14 protein-coding genes are annotated in these 15,497 nt (G+C 72.5%); 6 read left to right on the top strand and 8 right to left on the bottom strand.

Going from position 1 to position 15,497, the window contains the following annotated elements:
- Positions 1-80 precede the first annotated feature (80 nt).
- Genes AOM01_RS10910 through AOM01_RS10895 form a run of 4 tightly spaced genes read left to right on the top strand, consistent with a single transcriptional unit; the run spans position 81 to position 5,507 of the window.
- Positions 81-773 (top strand): TetR/AcrR family transcriptional regulator, encoded by a 693-nt coding sequence (locus AOM01_RS10910; RefSeq protein WP_062293249.1) that lies wholly within the window; start codon positions 81-83, stop codon positions 771-773.
- A complete protein-coding gene (locus tag AOM01_RS10905) occupies positions 770-3,181 on the top strand; it encodes a glycoside hydrolase family 2 TIM barrel-domain containing protein (RefSeq protein ID WP_062293246.1) in 2,412 nt (803 codons plus the stop codon). Before AOM01_RS10910 ends, AOM01_RS10905 begins: the two co-directional genes overlap by 4 nt.
- Before the next feature lie 50 nt (positions 3,182-3,231).
- On the top strand, positions 3,232-4,764 hold the full coding sequence (lnt, locus tag AOM01_RS10900) for an apolipoprotein N-acyltransferase (protein ID WP_062293243.1): 1,533 nt from the start codon (positions 3,232-3,234) through the stop codon (positions 4,762-4,764).
- Positions 4,758-5,507, top strand: coding sequence for a polyprenol monophosphomannose synthase (locus AOM01_RS10895; protein ID WP_062293706.1), 750 nt, complete (start codon positions 4,758-4,760; stop codon positions 5,505-5,507). Before lnt ends, AOM01_RS10895 begins: the two co-directional genes overlap by 7 nt.
- A gap of 46 nt (positions 5,508-5,553) precedes the next feature.
- Here the strand turns inward: AOM01_RS10895 and AOM01_RS10890 are convergent, their stop codons facing one another.
- Both AOM01_RS10890 and AOM01_RS10885 read right to left on the bottom strand, forming a co-directional pair.
- Entirely contained in the window at positions 5,554-5,886 is a 333-nt protein-coding gene (locus AOM01_RS10890) for an RNA polymerase-binding protein RbpA (protein WP_062293240.1), read from the bottom strand.
- 84 nt (positions 5,887-5,970) lie between these two features.
- Entirely contained in the window at positions 5,971-6,879 is a 909-nt protein-coding gene (locus AOM01_RS10885) for an EamA family transporter (protein WP_082110202.1), read from the bottom strand.
- 78 nt (positions 6,880-6,957) lie between these two features.
- Between AOM01_RS10885 and AOM01_RS10880 the strand changes: the two genes are divergently transcribed.
- Positions 6,958-7,464, top strand: coding sequence for a MarR family winged helix-turn-helix transcriptional regulator (locus AOM01_RS10880; RefSeq protein ID WP_062293237.1), 507 nt, complete (start codon positions 6,958-6,960; stop codon positions 7,462-7,464).
- A gap of 281 nt (positions 7,465-7,745) precedes the next feature.
- On the opposite strand, the gene AOM01_RS10875 is transcribed toward AOM01_RS10880, so the two are convergent.
- The 4 genes from AOM01_RS10875 to AOM01_RS14630 all read right to left on the bottom strand — a co-directional run bounded on the left by AOM01_RS10875 (position 7,746) and on the right by AOM01_RS14630 (position 12,437).
- Positions 7,746-8,705, bottom strand: a complete 960-nt coding sequence (locus AOM01_RS10875) for an SGNH hydrolase domain-containing protein (protein ID WP_062293230.1) — start codon at positions 8,703-8,705, stop codon at positions 7,746-7,748.
- Between the two features lie 142 nt (positions 8,706-8,847).
- On the bottom strand, positions 8,848-9,879 hold the full coding sequence (locus AOM01_RS10870) for an SGNH hydrolase domain-containing protein (RefSeq protein ID WP_062293225.1): 1,032 nt from the start codon (positions 9,877-9,879) through the stop codon (positions 8,848-8,850).
- 93 nt (positions 9,880-9,972) lie between these two features.
- A complete protein-coding gene (locus AOM01_RS10865; protein WP_062293223.1) occupies positions 9,973-12,120 on the bottom strand; it encodes an acyltransferase family protein in 2,148 nt (715 codons plus the stop codon).
- Positions 12,121-12,203: 83 nt separating this feature from the next.
- Complete coding sequence (locus tag AOM01_RS14630; RefSeq protein WP_062293220.1) at positions 12,204-12,437, bottom strand: hypothetical protein; 234 nt, start codon at positions 12,435-12,437, stop codon at positions 12,204-12,206.
- Positions 12,438-12,556: 119 nt separating this feature from the next.
- Between AOM01_RS14630 and AOM01_RS10855 the strand changes: the two genes are divergently transcribed.
- Positions 12,557-13,264 carry an N-formylglutamate amidohydrolase gene (locus tag AOM01_RS10855; RefSeq protein ID WP_062293217.1) on the top strand — a complete coding sequence of 236 codons (708 nt, stop codon included), beginning with the start codon at positions 12,557-12,559 and terminating at the stop codon, positions 13,262-13,264.
- A 6-nt stretch (positions 13,265-13,270) separates the two neighbouring features.
- Here the strand turns inward: AOM01_RS10855 and AOM01_RS10850 are convergent, their stop codons facing one another.
- The gene (locus tag AOM01_RS10850) at positions 13,271-14,794 is read right to left on the bottom strand and encodes a hypothetical protein (RefSeq protein WP_062293214.1); all 1,524 of its coding nucleotides are present in this window, start codon (positions 14,792-14,794) and stop codon (positions 13,271-13,273) included.
- On the bottom strand, positions 14,781-15,473 hold the full coding sequence (locus tag AOM01_RS10845; RefSeq protein WP_228374289.1) for an ABC transporter ATP-binding protein: 693 nt from the start codon (positions 15,471-15,473) through the stop codon (positions 14,781-14,783). Before AOM01_RS10845 ends, AOM01_RS10850 begins: the two co-directional genes overlap by 14 nt.
- Positions 15,474-15,497: the final 24 nt, after the last annotated feature.

Below are 15,497 nucleotides of genomic sequence, written 5' to 3'. Positions count from 1 at the left end.
CATTTGACACGGGCCTCGACGCATCCGAGTATTGAACATCCATCAGCTGATGGAATTTCAATGTCGAGAGGGGCCGGGCGATGAACGGCGAGGACGCGGTCCCGAACGTCCTGCCGGGCTTCCCCCTCGCGGAGAGCACGGAGGCGACCACGGATCCGGGTCACGCCCCCGGCACCCGCGGCCCCTACAAGCGGTCCGAGGCGACCCGCGCCGCCATCCTGGGCGCCGCCATGGACGTCTTCGTGGAGCAGGGGTCCCGGGCCGCGTCGATGCGCGAGATCGCCCGGCGCGCCGGAGTCGACCAGTCCACCGTGCTGCACCACTTCCCGCACAAGTCCGCGCTGCTGCTCGCGCTCATGCGTGAACGCGACGCGCGCGCCGACGCACTCCTCGCCGCGGAGCACCCGGCCACCCCCGCCGACGTGCCCGCTGCGATGCTCGCGCTGGCGCGGAGCAACGCCGGCCGGCCCGACGTGCTCGCGCTGTACACGCTGCTCGCCGCGGAGTCCGTGACCGCGGACCATCCCCTCGAGGAGTTCTTCCACGAGCGCGTGGTGCGGGTCCGCGCCGGCTTCGAGGAGTGGTTCGCCGCGCTCGGCGCCGCGGGCATGCTCCGCGACGGCGTCACGCCCGCGTTCGCCTCCGCGTCGTTCTTCGCGCTGTGGGAGGGCGCCCAGCTCCACTGGCTCCTCGACCGCGACGGCGTCGACGTGGTCGCCCTCCTCGCACAGTTCCTGCACCTGATCACGCCCGACCCGAAGGACCAGCAATGACCATCCTGCCCCTCAACGACGCGTGGACCTGCCGCCGGCCGTCCGGCCCCTTCGCCGCCTTCTCCGGCGGACCCGAGGTGCTCGGCACCGTGCGCCTGCCCCACGACGCCCTGCGCGACGAGCAGCGCCGGCCCGACGCGCCCGCCAAGGGTGCGGCGGCGTACTACCCGAGCGGCGCCTACACGTACGAGCGCACCCTCGACGTGCCGCAGGAGTGGCACGGCCGGTCCGTCCGGCTCGAGGTGCAGGGAGCGTTCCGGCGCGCGCAGATCTTCGTCGACGACGAGCTCGCCGCGGTCCGCGCCGACGGCTACGCCCGCTTCTTCGCGGACCTCACGCCGTACCTGCGGTTCGGGGCCGCCCACCAGCTGCGCATCGAGGTGCGCTCGGGCGAGGACTCGCGCTGGTACTCCGGCGCGGGCCTGCACCGGCCCGTCCTGCTGCACGTCGACGAGCCCGTCCGGATCGTCGAGGACGGGATCCGCATCCGCACCGAGCGCATCGACGAGGACCAGGCCGTGATCGAGGTGGTCACCACCGTGCGCAACGACGAGCGCGTCAGCCGCACCGTCCGCGTCCACACCGTGATGAGGGACGATGCGGGGGTCACCGTCGAGTCCGACGTCACCCCGCTGACGCTGGCCCCGGGCGAGCAGGCCGACGCGCGCCAGCTCCTCTACGTCACCGAGCCCGCGCTGTGGGGCCCCGACAGCCCTCGCCTGCACACCGCATCGGTCTCCCTCGACGAGTCCGAGCCCGTCGTCACGACGTTCGGCATCCGCACCGTCACCGTGGACCCGCGCAAGGGCCTGCGCATCAACGGCGAGCCCGTCAAGCTGCGCGGCGCCTGCATCCATCACGACAACGGCCCGTTGGGCGCCGCGGCGATCGGGCGCGCCGAGGAGCGCCGCATCGAGCTGCTCAAGGCGGCAGGCTTCAACGCGATCCGCGCCGCGCACAATCCGCTGTCGCCGGCGATGCTCGACGCGTGCGACCGGCTCGGCATGCTGGTGATGGACGAGGCCTTCGACATGTGGACCCGCTTCAAGACGCCGTACGACTACGCCGCGGACTTCCCCGTGTGGTGGGAGGCCGACCTCGAGGCGCTGGTCGCCAAGGACCGCAACCACCCGTCCGTGATCATGTACTCGATCGGCAACGAGATCGTCGAGGTCGGCACGCCCCACGGCGCGCGCTGGGCGCGCCGCCTCGCGGAGAAGGTGCGGGCGCTCGACCCGACGCGTCCCGTGACCAACGGCGTCAACGCGCTGCTCGCGATCATCGACGAGATGCCGCGGATCGTCGAGGAGCTGGGCGGCCTCAACGCGCTGATGGCGGACAAGAACGCGATGGCCACCGTCGGGGCGACGGACACGGCGACCGCACGCATCGAGGAGTCCTCCGCGGCGCTCGACGTGCTCGGCCTCAACTACGCGGAGTCGCGCTACGCCGCGGACCGCGACGCGTTCCCTCACCGCGTCCTGGTCGGCTCCGAGACCTTCGGCCCCGAGATCGGGCGGCTGTGGCCGATGGTCCTCGCCAGCCCCCACGTCATCGGCGACTTCACGTGGACGGGCTGGGACTACCTGGGCGAGGTCGGCATCGGCTCCACCATGTACGCAGACGACGACAAGGCCTCGGGCCAGCTCGAGCGCGAGTTCCCGTATCTCACCGCGTGGTGCGGCGACATCGACATCACGGGCCACCGCCGGCCGCTGTCCTACTACCGCGAGATCGTGTTCGGGCGGCGCGCCGAGCCGTACATCGCCGTGCGCAGGCCCGCCCACCACGGCGTGGAGGTGGTCAACCCGTCCATGTGGGCGTGGAGCGACTCCGTGTCCTCGTGGACCTGGAACGGGCACGTGGGCCGGCCCGTGACCGTCGAGGTCTACGCGGACGCAGACGAGGTCGCGCTGCTGCTCGACGGCGAGGAGATCTCGCGGGCGAGGGTGGGGGAGGAGCGGCCCATGCTCGCGGTGCTCGAGACCACGTACCGGCCCGGCACGCTCGAGGCCGTCGCCTACTCCGACGGCGTCGAGACCGGCCGGACCCAGCTGACCACCGCGGGGGAGGCGACGCTCACCGCCACGGCGGACCGCACCCGCCTGGCCGACACGGACGACGACCTCGCCCACGTCGCGATCGAGCTGCGCGACGCCGCGGGGACCCTGGTGCCCGACGCGGACCGCGACGTCACGGTGACCGTCGACGGCGCCGCCGTGCTCGCGGGCATGGGCAGCGCGAACCCCATCACCGAGGAGCGCTTCGATGCCGCGACCTGGCGCACCTTCGACGGGCGCGCGCTCGCCGTGGTGCGACCCCGAGGCGCCGGCGCGGCGACGGTGACCGTGACCGCCGAGGGCCTCGACCCTGTCGTGATCGCCCTGGAGGTGGCAGCGCGACCGTAGCCGCGGAGCGCCTGCGCGGCGGGCGCGCGCGGCTCGCATACAGTTGCGGGGTGCTGACCGGACTGAGGAACCTCGCCATCGCGATCCTCGGCGGGGTCGGGCTCAACCTCGCGTTCCCCGACACCGGCTGGTGGTACCTCGCGCCGGTATCCGTCGCGCTGCTGTGGTGGGCGCTCGAGGCGGCCACCGGGCGCGCCGCGTTCCTCATCGGCTGGGCCTACGGCGTCGCCTTCATGCTCCCGCACCTGTGGTGGGCCGACGTCGCCGTGGGACCCGTCCCGTGGGTCGCGCTCAGCGTCGCCGAGGGGCTCGCGTGGGCCGCGGTCGCCGTCGCGTGGGCGCATGTGCGCCGCTCCGGGATGCTCGACACCCATCGGTGGGCCGAGACCGTGGTGTTCGCGGGCCTGTGGGTCGCCGCGGAGCAGCTGCGGGGCATGGTGCCGTTCGGCGGCTTCCCGTGGGGCCGCGTCGGCTACGCGCTCGTGGATGCGCCCGTCGCGCGCCTGGCCTGGCTCGGCGGCATCCCGCTCGTGTCCTTCGCGGTGGTGCTCGCCGGGGCGCTCCTGGGCCTCGCATGGGAGCGGGCCCGCACACGTCGCGCGGTCACGGCCGCGCTCGCGCCCGTGCTCGCCCTCGCGGTCATGGGCGTCGGCTACCTGGTCCCCATCGACAACCAGGCGCAGGACGGGACGATGCGCGTGGGCGCGGTCCAGGGCAACGTCCCCGACCTGGGTCTGGAGGCGTTCTCGCAGGCGCGCCTGGTCACCGAGAACCACCTGGCCGAGACGCTGCGGATGGCGGAGGAGACGGCCGACAACCCGGTCGACCTGGTCGTGTGGCCCGAGAACGCGGCGGACCTCGACCCCCGCGTCGACGACCAGACGCTCGCGGCCGTCGAGGAGGCGCAGGCGGCGACCGGCGCGCCGCTCCTGCTCGGCACGGTCGACTACTCGCCTCCCGAGGGGCGCTACAACACGATGCTGCTGTTCGGCGGCAACGGCGCCATCCTCGACACCTACTCGAAGCAGCGGCCCGCCCCGTTCGCCGAGTACATCCCGCTGCGCAGCCTCGCCCGCGAGGTCGCGCCCATCGTCGACAACGTCACCGACATGCTCGCCGGCACCGGCGCCGCCGTGATGAACGTGCCCGTCGCGTCCCTCGACCGCACGGTGCCCGTGGCGACGCCCATCTGCTTCGAGGTCGCGTACGACTCGATCGTCCGCGAGGCCGTCGCGAAGGGTGCCGAGCTCATCATCGTGCCCACCAACAACGCCTCGTTCGGCCACACGGCCGAGAGCACGCAGCAGCTCCAGATGACGCGGATGCGCGCGATCGAGTCGGGGCGCTGGGCGATCCAGATCTCGACCGTGGGCGTCAGCGCGGTGATCGATCCCGCGGGCCGCGTCATCGACGGCACCGAGCTGTTCACCGCCGACCACCTGGTCGAGCGCGTCGGGCTCCGCAGCGACATCACGCCCGCCGTGAGCCTGGGCTGGTTCATCGGGTGGGGATTCCTCATCGTGCCCACCGTGGTCGCGCTGCTCGCGATGCGTCGGCGCGTCGCCGAGAGGTACGACTGGTGACCCGCACGCTCGTCATCGTCCCGACGTACAACGAGCGGGAGTCGCTGCCGCGCCAGCTCGCCGCGGTCCATGCCTCCGCGCCGGAGGTCGACGTCCTGGTCGTGGACGACGGTTCGCCCGACGGCACCGGGGAGTGGGCGGCGGCCCGCGCCGCGGAGGACCCGCGCGTCCACGTGCTGCGCCGCACCGCCAAGAACGGGCTGGGCGCCGCGTACCTCGCCGGCTTCGCGTGGGGTCTCGAGCGTGGCTACGACCTCCTGTGCGAGATGGACGCCGACGGCTCCCACCGCGGGGCCGACCTTCCGGCCCTGCTCGCCCGCGCATCGTCCGCGGACCTGGTGATCGGGTCGCGCTGGGTGCCCGGGGGAGAGGTGGTGAACTGGCCCCGCCACCGCCTGGTGCTGTCCACGGGCGCCAACACGTACGTACGCCTCGCGCTCGGGATCGGGGTGCACGATGCGACGGCAGGGTTCCGCGTCTACCGCGCCGAGATGCTGCGCCGGCTGTCGCTCACGGACGTCGAGTCGCAGGGGTACTGCTTCCAGGTCGACATGGCGTGGCGCGTGATCCGTGCGGGCGGCACGGTGGTCGAGGTGCCCATCACGTTCGTCGAGCGGGAGGCGGGCACGTCGAAGATGAGCGGCGCCATCATCCGCGAGGCGCTCGTCAAGGTCACCGCGTGGGGCGTCGCGCACCGGGTGCGACAGCTCGCGGACCTGCTCCCGGGCCGCACGCGGGCATGAGAAAGGCGCCCCCGCCGTCGCGGCGAGGGCGCCTTCCGTTCGAGGTCTAGCGGCGGCTGGCGCGGAGCAGCTCGAGACGCTCCTCCAGGAGCTCCTCCAGCTCGGGGATGGTCCGACGCTCGAGCAGCATGTCCCAGTGGGTGCGCTGCGGCTTGACGTCCTTGGGCTCGGGGCGGTCGCCGTCCCGCAGGAGCGCGAGGGCTCCGCAGTGGCATTCCCACGAGAGGGGGACGTCGGCCTCGACCGAGAACGGCATCGCGAGCACGTGACCGTTGGGGCAGTCGTAGTGCACCTCGACGCGCTCGGCGAGCTCGGCGTTGTGGATCGATTCCATCGACTGGGTCCCCAGTCGCATTCCTCGAAGCGCGCGATCGGCCATGGGCGTCCTCCTTCCGGCAGGCGGGCGCCTGCACTCGGACATAACGAGCGTAGCGCGTGAGTTGTTCCTGGTTCCTGCCGGAAATCAGGTGTGCACCAGGACGCGCTCGGGCGACTTCACGGGCCCCGGTGCGACGGGACGATGCGCGGGCCGGCCCGCGTACGCACCCACGCCCACGGCGACGAGTATCAGCGCGCCGCCCGCGAGCTGAAGGGGCGCGAGGGACTGGCCGAGGATGGCCCATCCGAGGGCGCCTGCGGTGAGCGGGGTGAGGAAGCTGAGAAGGCTTACGCGGCTCGCGGGGAGCCGCAGGATGCCGGAGAACCAGGCCAGATACGCGAGCGCGGTGCCGGGGATCGCAAGCCAGGCGTAGCCCAGCACGTTCATGGGGGTCAGGAGGGGCGGCGTTCCCTCGATCAGCAGGGTGGGGACCAGGAGGACCAGCCCGCCGGCCAGCAGCTGCCAGCCCGTGAACGCGAGGATCGGGGCCGGGCGGCCCCAGCGCTTGGTGAGCAGCACGCCCGCGGCGGTGGCCGCCGCGGACCCGAGTCCGGCGAGGACCCCCCACGCGTCGAGGCGGGCGCCGGGGGTGAGCACCAGGAGCGCGACGCCGACCACGCCGGCGCCGGCCGCGGCGCGCGCCAGGGGAGTGACGCGCTCGCCCAGGGTGCGCGACGCGAGGGCGGTCACCAGCAGCGGGTGCACGGCGGCGAGTGTCGCGGCCACCCCGCCCGGCAGGCGATACGCGGCGACGAACATGAGCGCGAAGAACGCTCCGATGTTGAGCGTGCCGAGGATCGCCGCCTTCCACCACCAGTCGCCGCGGGGGAGGACCCGGGTGATGGCGAGCAGGATGAGGCCGGCCGGCAGCGCGCGCAGGGTCGCTGTGAGGAGGGGCCGGTCCGCCGGGAGGAGCTCCGTCGTGACGAGGTACGAGGTTCCCCAGGTGATCGGGGCCAGCGCGGTGAGCGCGAGGGTGCGGGTGGTGTTCATGAGAGCCGTCCAAAAATCTTGATATCAAGATATCAGACAAATCTCGACGTCAAGATATTCCGCTGGCAGGATGGGCGCATGGACACGCTGGACCGGATCCTCGGCGAGTGGGAGCGGGAGCGCCCCGACCTGGACGTGAGCGCCCTCGCGGTGATCGGGCGCTTGTCGCGCTACGCGGACCTGGTCCAGGCGCGCCTCGACGCGGTGTTCGCCGAGCACGGGCTGCAGAGCTGGGAGTTCGACGTGCTGTCGGCGCTCCGGCGTGCCGGGTCGCCGTACGAGCTGACGCCCGGCGAGCTGGATCGCGCGCTGCTCATCACGTCGGGCACCACCACGCATCGGGTCCAGCGGCTCGAGTCCCGGGGGTTCGTCACGCGCCGACGCGACGAGGACGACCGGCGCGTGGTGCGCGTGCGGCTCACCGATGCGGGCCGCGCGGCGCACGAGGTCGCGCATGAGGCGCATGCCGAGAACGAGACCCGGATCCTGTCCGGCTTGAGCGAAGGCGAGCGCGAGGAGTTGCTGAGCGGGCTCACGGCGCTCGGCCGCGTCCTGGGCGACACGGTCGAGACTGAGCGCGCGTGACCCCAGCGGCCGTCGGCGGCCGCGTAGCGATCGCGCGCAGCGAAACGTCACGCACCCGATCCGAGGCCATACGTCGACACGCTCAATGCAGCGACGGCCGCGGAGAACGGCCCGCGGGCCGCGCCCTGAGACGGTCCAGACGCGCGCATCGTCCAACCGCGAAGCAACGCCGATAATGCGCATTATGACAATACGCGTGCGGAGGCCGACGGAAGGGGCCTCCCCTCGGCGGCGGTGACAGCCTCAGGTCGCGGTGCGGCAAGGCGCTCCCTGGTGCCAGGTCAGCGGTACTTCGCCGCGTAGAACCTCTCGGGGATGCGGTTGTTCAGGTACGGCGCGACCGTGGACATGTAGGTGCGCGTCAGGTGTCCCCGGTCGCGGTAGACCGTGATCGATCCGATCGCGGACGGGCAGAACCCGTCCTTGCAGAAGTAGCTGTTGAGGTTGACGGCCTTGACGCCGTCCACCTGCTGCGCTGCCATGGCCATCACGTTCGCGCGCGTCAGCGCGTCCCTGCGCTTGGTCCCGCAGTTCCGCGTCTCCGGATGCGAGCGCGCCATGCATGCCAGCGCGGTGTCCGATGTCCACGGGGTGTCCACGATGGGGACCACGGCCGAGCCCGCGGTCTTCAGGCGCTGCCAGTTGGTCGCATAGCCCGCGACCGCGGTCTGCACCCCCTGCTCCCCTGCTCCGAACTGGTTGTCGACCAGCGCGGTGGTGATGATGAGACCGGGCGGGTCGGCCAGGAGGGCCTTCGTCACGCGCGTGTTCCACGACGCGCAGCTCTCGAGCTTGGCTGTCCCCTTCCACGTGAGGGCCTTCGCGTTCCACGTGCATCCGGCCTTGAAGTGGACGGTGAGGTCCCAGCCATGCTTCTTGGCGAGCCGGTGGACGGCCGGGAACCAGTTCGCCGCGTGCGAGTCTCCGATGAGCACGGCCTTCACGGTGCCCTTCGGATCGCCGAACGTGCACGCCTTCACGCGGGCCTCTGAGCCGCCGCTGCGGCACGCGTCGGCGTAGATGGCTGCGGGGACGTCGTCCTCGGCCTTCGACGGCGAGGGCGTGAGTGCGCGGCTCGTGTCCGTCACGCACGCGTTGTAGGGCGACATCGCCTGGGCGCCGACGCACACGTCGGCGGCAGCCGCCGACGGTGCGGGAAGGAACGCGACCGCGACGGCGGCGACCGCCGTCATGCTCGTCGCGACGATCGCACGGTGCCTGGTGAGCGCGCCCACGCGCATGAGGTCCTCCTGACGTGGCTGCCGGGGTGCGCCTTCTGGCGTCACCGGTCAGCGGGATGCTGCGGGATGAGAGTCTGTCGACCAGGTGCGGGCGGTGGGGCCCATGGCGCGATGAGGCGTCGCCGCTCCCCTGCCACCAGGGTCAACGGTACTTCGCGGCGTAGAACTGGTCGGGGATGCGCTTGTTCAGGTAGGGCCCGAGCGTCCGCTGGTACGTCGCGGTGAGGTGGCCGCGGTCGCGATAGACGGTGACGGAGCCGATCGCGTACGTGCAGAACGTCGAGGTGCAGAAGAAGCGGTTGAGATTGATGGGAGCGACACCGTCGACCCGCCTGGCCGCGAGGCCGATCACGGGCGGGTCGTTGAGAGCCGTCGTCCGCGGCGTGCCGCAATTCCGGGTCTGCGGACTGCTCTTCGTGATGCACTGCTGAGCCCTGCCGGACATCTGCGGTGTGTCCGCGATCGGGAGCACCGTCGAGCCCGCCTCCGTGAGCTGCTGCCATGACGTCGCGTATCCGTCGACGGCCGCCTGAACCCCGGCGTCACCCGATTCCCACTGACGGCCGAAGAGTGCCGAGGTGATGATGAGGTTCGGCGGGTCGTCGAGCAACGCTGCGGTCACGTCGACGTTCCATTGCGCGCAGCTGTCGCGGGAGACCGAGTCCGTCCATGCCTGCGCGGTGGCGTTCCACGGGCACGACGCCTTGAAGTAGACCGTGAGGTCCCACCCGTGCCTCTCGGCGACGAACTTGACCGCAGGGAACCAGTTCGCCGCGTGCGAGTCGCCGATGAGGACGGCCTTGACCTTGCCCGTCGCACTTCCGAAGGTGCACGGCTTGACCGCCGCCTCCTGCGGGGCGCTCCGGCACTCGTCGGTGTAGATCTCCGGCACGTCCTCGGCCGCGACCCACGGCCTTGGGGAGAGCGCCTTCTTCACGTCGGTCACGCAGGTCGCACGGTGCGCCATCGCCTGGGCGCCGAAGCAGGTGCGGGTCGTGGTGGCCGTCGCCAGCGCCACCACGGCGGTCGCGGTCGTCTGCGACGTCGCGGCCGTGGCGCCGGGCGTGGTCGCCGAGGCCGGCGCGAGGGACGCGCTTGTGGCGATGAGCACGCCAGCGAACGCGACAGCGAGCGACCGTCGGCGGGCGAGCCTGGTGAGCGTGGTGAGACGCAAGCGAACCTCCGCGAGGTGCAGGGTAGGGTCCGGCGGCGCGGCTGCGCCGTCGAGCAGAAGGATGGGGCGGACGGATGAGGTGAGGCGCGCGCCTTACGGGACGGTGCCGATGGGGACGTAGAGCTTGTCCGCGATGCGCTGGTCGAGATACGGGGCGAGGGTGGTCGCGTACGTCTGCGTGAGGTGCCCGCGGTCGCGGTACACGGACACCGAGCCGATGGCCGAGGGGCAGAAGTCGGCGGTGCAGAAGTAGTCGTTGAGGTCGATCGCCTCGACGCCGGGCACGCGCGCAGCTGCCAGGCTCATGATGTCGGGACCGTCCAGCGCCGCCGCGCGCGGCGTGCCGCACCCGTAGGGATCCGTCGGGCTCGCCAGGAGGCACTCCTGCGCCTCCGCGGAGGTCTGCGGGGTGTCCGCGATGGGGATCACCGTAACGCCCGCGTCGGCGAGCCGCTGCCATGCCGTCGCGAACCCGTCGATCGCGGTCTGCTCCCCCGCCGTGCCGGGACCCCACTGGTTGTCGTAGAGCGCGGAGGTGATGACCAGCCGCGGCGGATCGGCGACCAGCTGGTCGAGCACCGCCTCGTTCCACGCGGCGCAGGTGGTCCGCTGCTCGGTCTCGGTCCAGGCCTGCGACGCGACGTTCAGCGCACACCCCGCCTTGAAGTAGACCGTGAGGTCCCAGCCCTGATTCTCGGCGACCAGCTTCACCGCAGGGAACCATGACGCGGAGTGGGAGTCGCCGACCAGCACGGCCTTGACGGCGCCGGCGGGATCGCCGAAGCGGCACGGCTTGAGCATCGCCTCGCGCATGTCCGTGCGGCACTCGTCCGTGTAGAGCTCGGGGATGTCCTCACCCGCGACCGCGGGATCGGGGATGAGCGCCCTCTGCGGATCCGTCTCGCAGGTCGCGTCGGGGTCCATCGCCTGGGCGCCGACGCACGTGACCGACTCCGCGCCTGACTCGGCGAGGTCCTCGACGGAGGCCTCGATCCGGGCGCGCTCGGCCTCGAGCTCGGCGACCTTGGCGTTCATGGTCGAGATGCCCCACGCTGCCGGCGCGATGACCGCGGCCATCCCGGCCGCGGTGACGGCGAACGTCAACGCGACGGAGCGCCGGCTGGTGAGCCGGGTGAGGCGGAGGCGATCCTCGACGAGGTGCTTGGTCAGCGACGCGAGGGCGACGGTGACGACGAGCAGCGCGAGCTTGTCCCCCCAGGCGAGCTCGCGGCCGATCACCATGGGCACGATGATGATGAGGGGCCAGTGCCACAGGTACACGGAGTACGAGATGTCCCCGAGGTACTGGACCGGGCGCCACCGGTACAGGCTCGCGGTGCCGAGGGTGCCGGAGGCGTGGCCGGCGGCGATCACGACGACGGTGCCGACCACGGGCAGCAGCGCCGATGCCCCGGGGAACGGCGTCGCGGAGGTGAAGGTGGCCGCGGCGGCGAGGATCATCGCGAAGCCCGCCCAGGAGACCGCCCGCTGCCAGCCCGCACTGCGCCACGCGGGCGCCGCGAAGAGCCCCAGGAGGCCGCCGGCGGCGAACTCCCACGCCCGCACGAACGTGGAGAAGTAGGCGACCGCAGGGTCGGTGGACACCTGCACGATGCTCCACACGAGCGATGCGATCAGCAGGGCCGCGAGCACCGCACGCATCGCGGCGGTCGCGCTGACGCGCCTCGCGCGTCGCGCGACCACGACCGCGAGCACGATCAGCAGCGGCCAGACCAGGTAGAACTGCTCCTCGGTCGACAGCGACCAGAAGTGCTGGACCGGGGACGCGGTGTTCTCCGCGGCGAGGTAGTCGATCGCGCTCGTCGCGAGCTGCCAGTTCTCCACGTACAACGCGGACGCGACGATCTCGCGCAGGTACTGGAGCCAGTACGCCTGCGACACCAGCGTCAGCACCGCGATGGCCGAGGCCAGCAGCACCAGCAGCGAGGCGGGCAGCAGGCGCCGGATGCGGCGAGCCCAGAACTGCCCGATCCGTACGGAGCCGGTGGCCGCGACCTCCTTCGCGAGGTGCGACGTGATGAGGAAGCCCGAGATGACGAAGAAGACGTCCACGCCGACGAACCCGCCCGTGAGCTGGTCCGGCCACAGGTGGTAGAGCACCACCAGCGCGACCGCGAGGGCGCGGAGCCCCTGGATCTCGGGGCGCACGCCTCCGCGCTTGGGCGTCTCGGCGGCGGACGAGCCGGGTGCCGCGCTGTTCGCCGAGACTGCAACGGTCATGCGCGGTCGTCCCCCTGGATCTGCGGCAGCGCCGCGCTGCCGCGGGAGGAGCCTACCCCAGCGATGGGGTGACGTCGGCGCGGTCAGCGACGCAGCGAGACCGCGCGGCGGCAAGCCCACGCCACACCACCGACCGCCGCGGCGACGATGACCACCGACTGCACGGTGTCGACCGCCGACACCCCGGTGCACGGATCCGCGCCCGAGGCGCAGGAGCCGCCCGAGGCGAACCCGAGCACCACGGCTCCCAGCGCGGCGATGCCGAGCGCCACGAGCATCCATCCCCAGCGCACGGTGACAGCGTTCTGCCTGGTCATGAGGCCATGATGCCTCCCTCTCCCCCGGCGCGCCAGCAGCCTCGCCGGATCCTCACCCAGTAGTCTCGTCTCACCGGCGCACCGCGCACACCACCCTGAGAAGGCTGGAGGACACTGCGATGATCCCTGGAACGGACACCGTGACGGAGCCGACCGCGGCGGACGTGGTCGACCTCACCGCAAGGTGGCGCGAGCTCGACGCGCGGTTCGGCAAGGCCCGCAAGCGCGCTCGCAAGCGCGTCGACGACGGCGATCCGGCGCTCCTGACGGACCGCGGCAGCGCGGTGGTGCTCACCGCACCGCACGGCACCCGCCACTACCGGGCCGGCGCGATGAAGGCCGCGGACCTCCACACCGGTTCCCTCACGCTGCTCGCGGGCGAGGTGGCGAACGTCTCGACGGTGGTGTCCGCGGGAGCCCGTGCCGAGTGGGACACCTGGGACGAGCGCGACGACGCGTTCGCCCGCCACCTGCGCGACCTCCGCGATCCTGCCCGCATGCTCATCGACATCCACGGCATGGGCGACCACCACGGCCCCGACTTCTGCCTGGGCACGGGGCCGCGCCCCGGTCCTCTCGAGGCGCTCGCCGTCGAGATCCTGCGCACCGAGCTCGAGCCGTTCGAGGTCGCGGTCGACGCACCGTTCGACGCCCGCCCCCACTACACCGTGACCAGCCTCGCGCAGCGGCACCTGGGCCTCGCGGGCCTCCAGATCGAGGTGGCCGCCCGCTGGCGCAGCCCGCACGACGACGCCTCGACGCCCGCGGTCGCGGCGCTGTCGACCGCGCTCACCGTGGTGGAGGAGCAGCTCCGCGAGGCGGCCTGAGCGCCGTCACAGCCTTCTGAGGCGCATCCGCCACTGGATCAAGGAGACGGCGACGACCAGCACCAGGACCACGGTGCCGAGCGTCGATCCCGACCACAGCGCCAACGCGCCCGTGCCGACGAGGGCCGCCGCGAGCACCGCGTCGATCTGCCACACCACGGTCCCGACCACCGACATGTCGCCCATGGGCGTGACGACGGGCGCCGTGAGCCACAGCGGCGGGAAACCCTTGGCGGCCGCATCCAGCCGCACCACCGTGAGGATTCCGACCACCAGCACCGTCATCGCCAGCGCCGGCCCCCACGCGTCGCCACGGGCGGCGGCACCCGCGGAGGCGCACGTCCCCGCGACCACGGCTCCCCCGACGAGCGGCGCCCACGCGCGAGACAGGACCAGCGCATCGTCCGACACCCCGAACAGGCGGGGCGTCGTCACCGCCAGCACGGCGTGCCGCAGCCCGTCCGACAGGGGCCCGAGACCGGTGAAGATCAGCAGGGACGATGCGCACGCCAGGGCCCAGCGCAGCAGTCCGGGGGCGTCGGGCGCGGCCGCCAGCACCCATCCGCCCCCGCCGAGGGCGAGCACCGCGACGAGCGCTCGGAGCGGCATGCGCAGCGTCGCGGCAAGGTCGGCGCGCACCACCGCGAGCGCGAACGACGCGCCGCGCACCACGCGCCACCGTCGTCCCAGCGACGGGGTGGCGCGGAAGCTGCCCATCGCCGTCGTGAGGTCGCCCGTGGTGGCGGCGATCGTCGCGCCCTCCCAGCGGCGTGCCTGTTCGATCAGCGGCGGCCCGGAGAGCCCGCCCAGGAGCCGGGGCACCGCGGCGACCGCGGCGACGGCGAGCACCGCCAGCCCGGCGAGCGGGAGCAACGGGGCGGTGCTCGAGCCGTCCGGCCACGTCGACGCCGCCCACGTCCACGGCAGCAGCCTGCCCAACGCGGGCCACGCCAGGCCCGCGCCGATCGCCACGACCAGCGCCGTGGGCACGACCCATGTCGCGATCCCCGTCGCCGCCTGGCCCGCGAGCCACACGACCACGAGCACCAGCCCGTAGAGGGCGGCGGCGACGAGTCCGGCGCCGAGCGCTCCCCAGCTCATCGCGTCGGCGTCCGCGAGCGGCACCAGCAGCACCGCGGCGAGCAGCACCGACAGCGCGATCACCGCGAGGGTGGCGCGCAGCATGGGACGCGCGAACACCCGCCTGCGCGGGATGTCCGACGTCACGAGCGCGTGGACGACGAAGGGCCGCATCACGGCCGGGCCGCGCGTGGTGCCGATGGTGAAGGAGGCGACGAGCACCGCACCCAGCACGCCCGCGAGCGAGGTGACCGTCGCGGGCTCGACGAGGGACGTCACCACGTCGGGGCTGTGGAGCGCGGAGCCGAGTCGCCTCACCGCGGGCCCGCCGTAGATGAGCACGGCGAGCGAGGTGACGTAGATCGCGTAGACCACGCCGCCGGCACCGGTGCCGGACTGGCGGTGCCGGTACTGGCGCCAGAACGCGCTCAGCGCATCAGGCCTGGTCATGCTGGGTCCGCACCTCGGTGAGGGAGACGGTCGGTCCCTCGAGCGCGTCGCGGAGGACCGTGCTGTGGCTCGCGACCACCAGAGTGGCGCCATCGCGGCGCTCCGCCTCGAGCAGCTCCGCGAGGATCAGCACGCGGTCCGCGTCGAGGCGCTGCTCGGGTTCGTCGAGGAGGATGACGTCGCACGGGCGCGTCAAGGTGAGGGCCAGCGTCGCCATCTGGGCCTGTCCCGACGACAGCTCGTGCGGGAACCGGGAGGCCAGCGCACCCACCCCGAACGCATCGAGCACACGCCCGCCCCGGGCACGTGCCTCCTCCGATCCGAGGCCCCAGGACAGGCCGACCAGGGCGAAGTGCTCCGCGAGAGTGAGATTGTGGGCGAGCGGAGGGGTGCCGATGAGGGCCGCGACGAGCGCCCTGAACGTCGGGTCCTTCTCGTCCGCGGGAGCGCCGCCCACGAGCGCCGTACCGGTCTTGGGCGCGAGCGCGCCCGCGAGCACCCGCAGCAGCGTCGTCTTGCCCGCGCCGTTCGCGCCCACCAGCTTCACCGCCTGACGCTCGCGTGCAGTGAACGACACCTTCGCCAGCACAGGCACGTCGCCGATCTCCGCGGTCACGCCCTTCACCTGGATCACCGCGTCCGCGACGGGTGCCTGCGCCCTGCTCTTCTTCTTGGCCACGACTCCTCACCCTAGGCCCCGCGC

Source organism: Demequina phytophila, assembly GCF_000971135.1.
In the GTDB taxonomy this organism is placed as follows: domain Bacteria; phylum Actinomycetota; class Actinomycetes; order Actinomycetales; family Demequinaceae; genus Demequina; species Demequina phytophila.
Note: the sequence above shows the minus strand (reverse complement) of the source record. Positions and strands in the feature narration are given on the sequence as shown.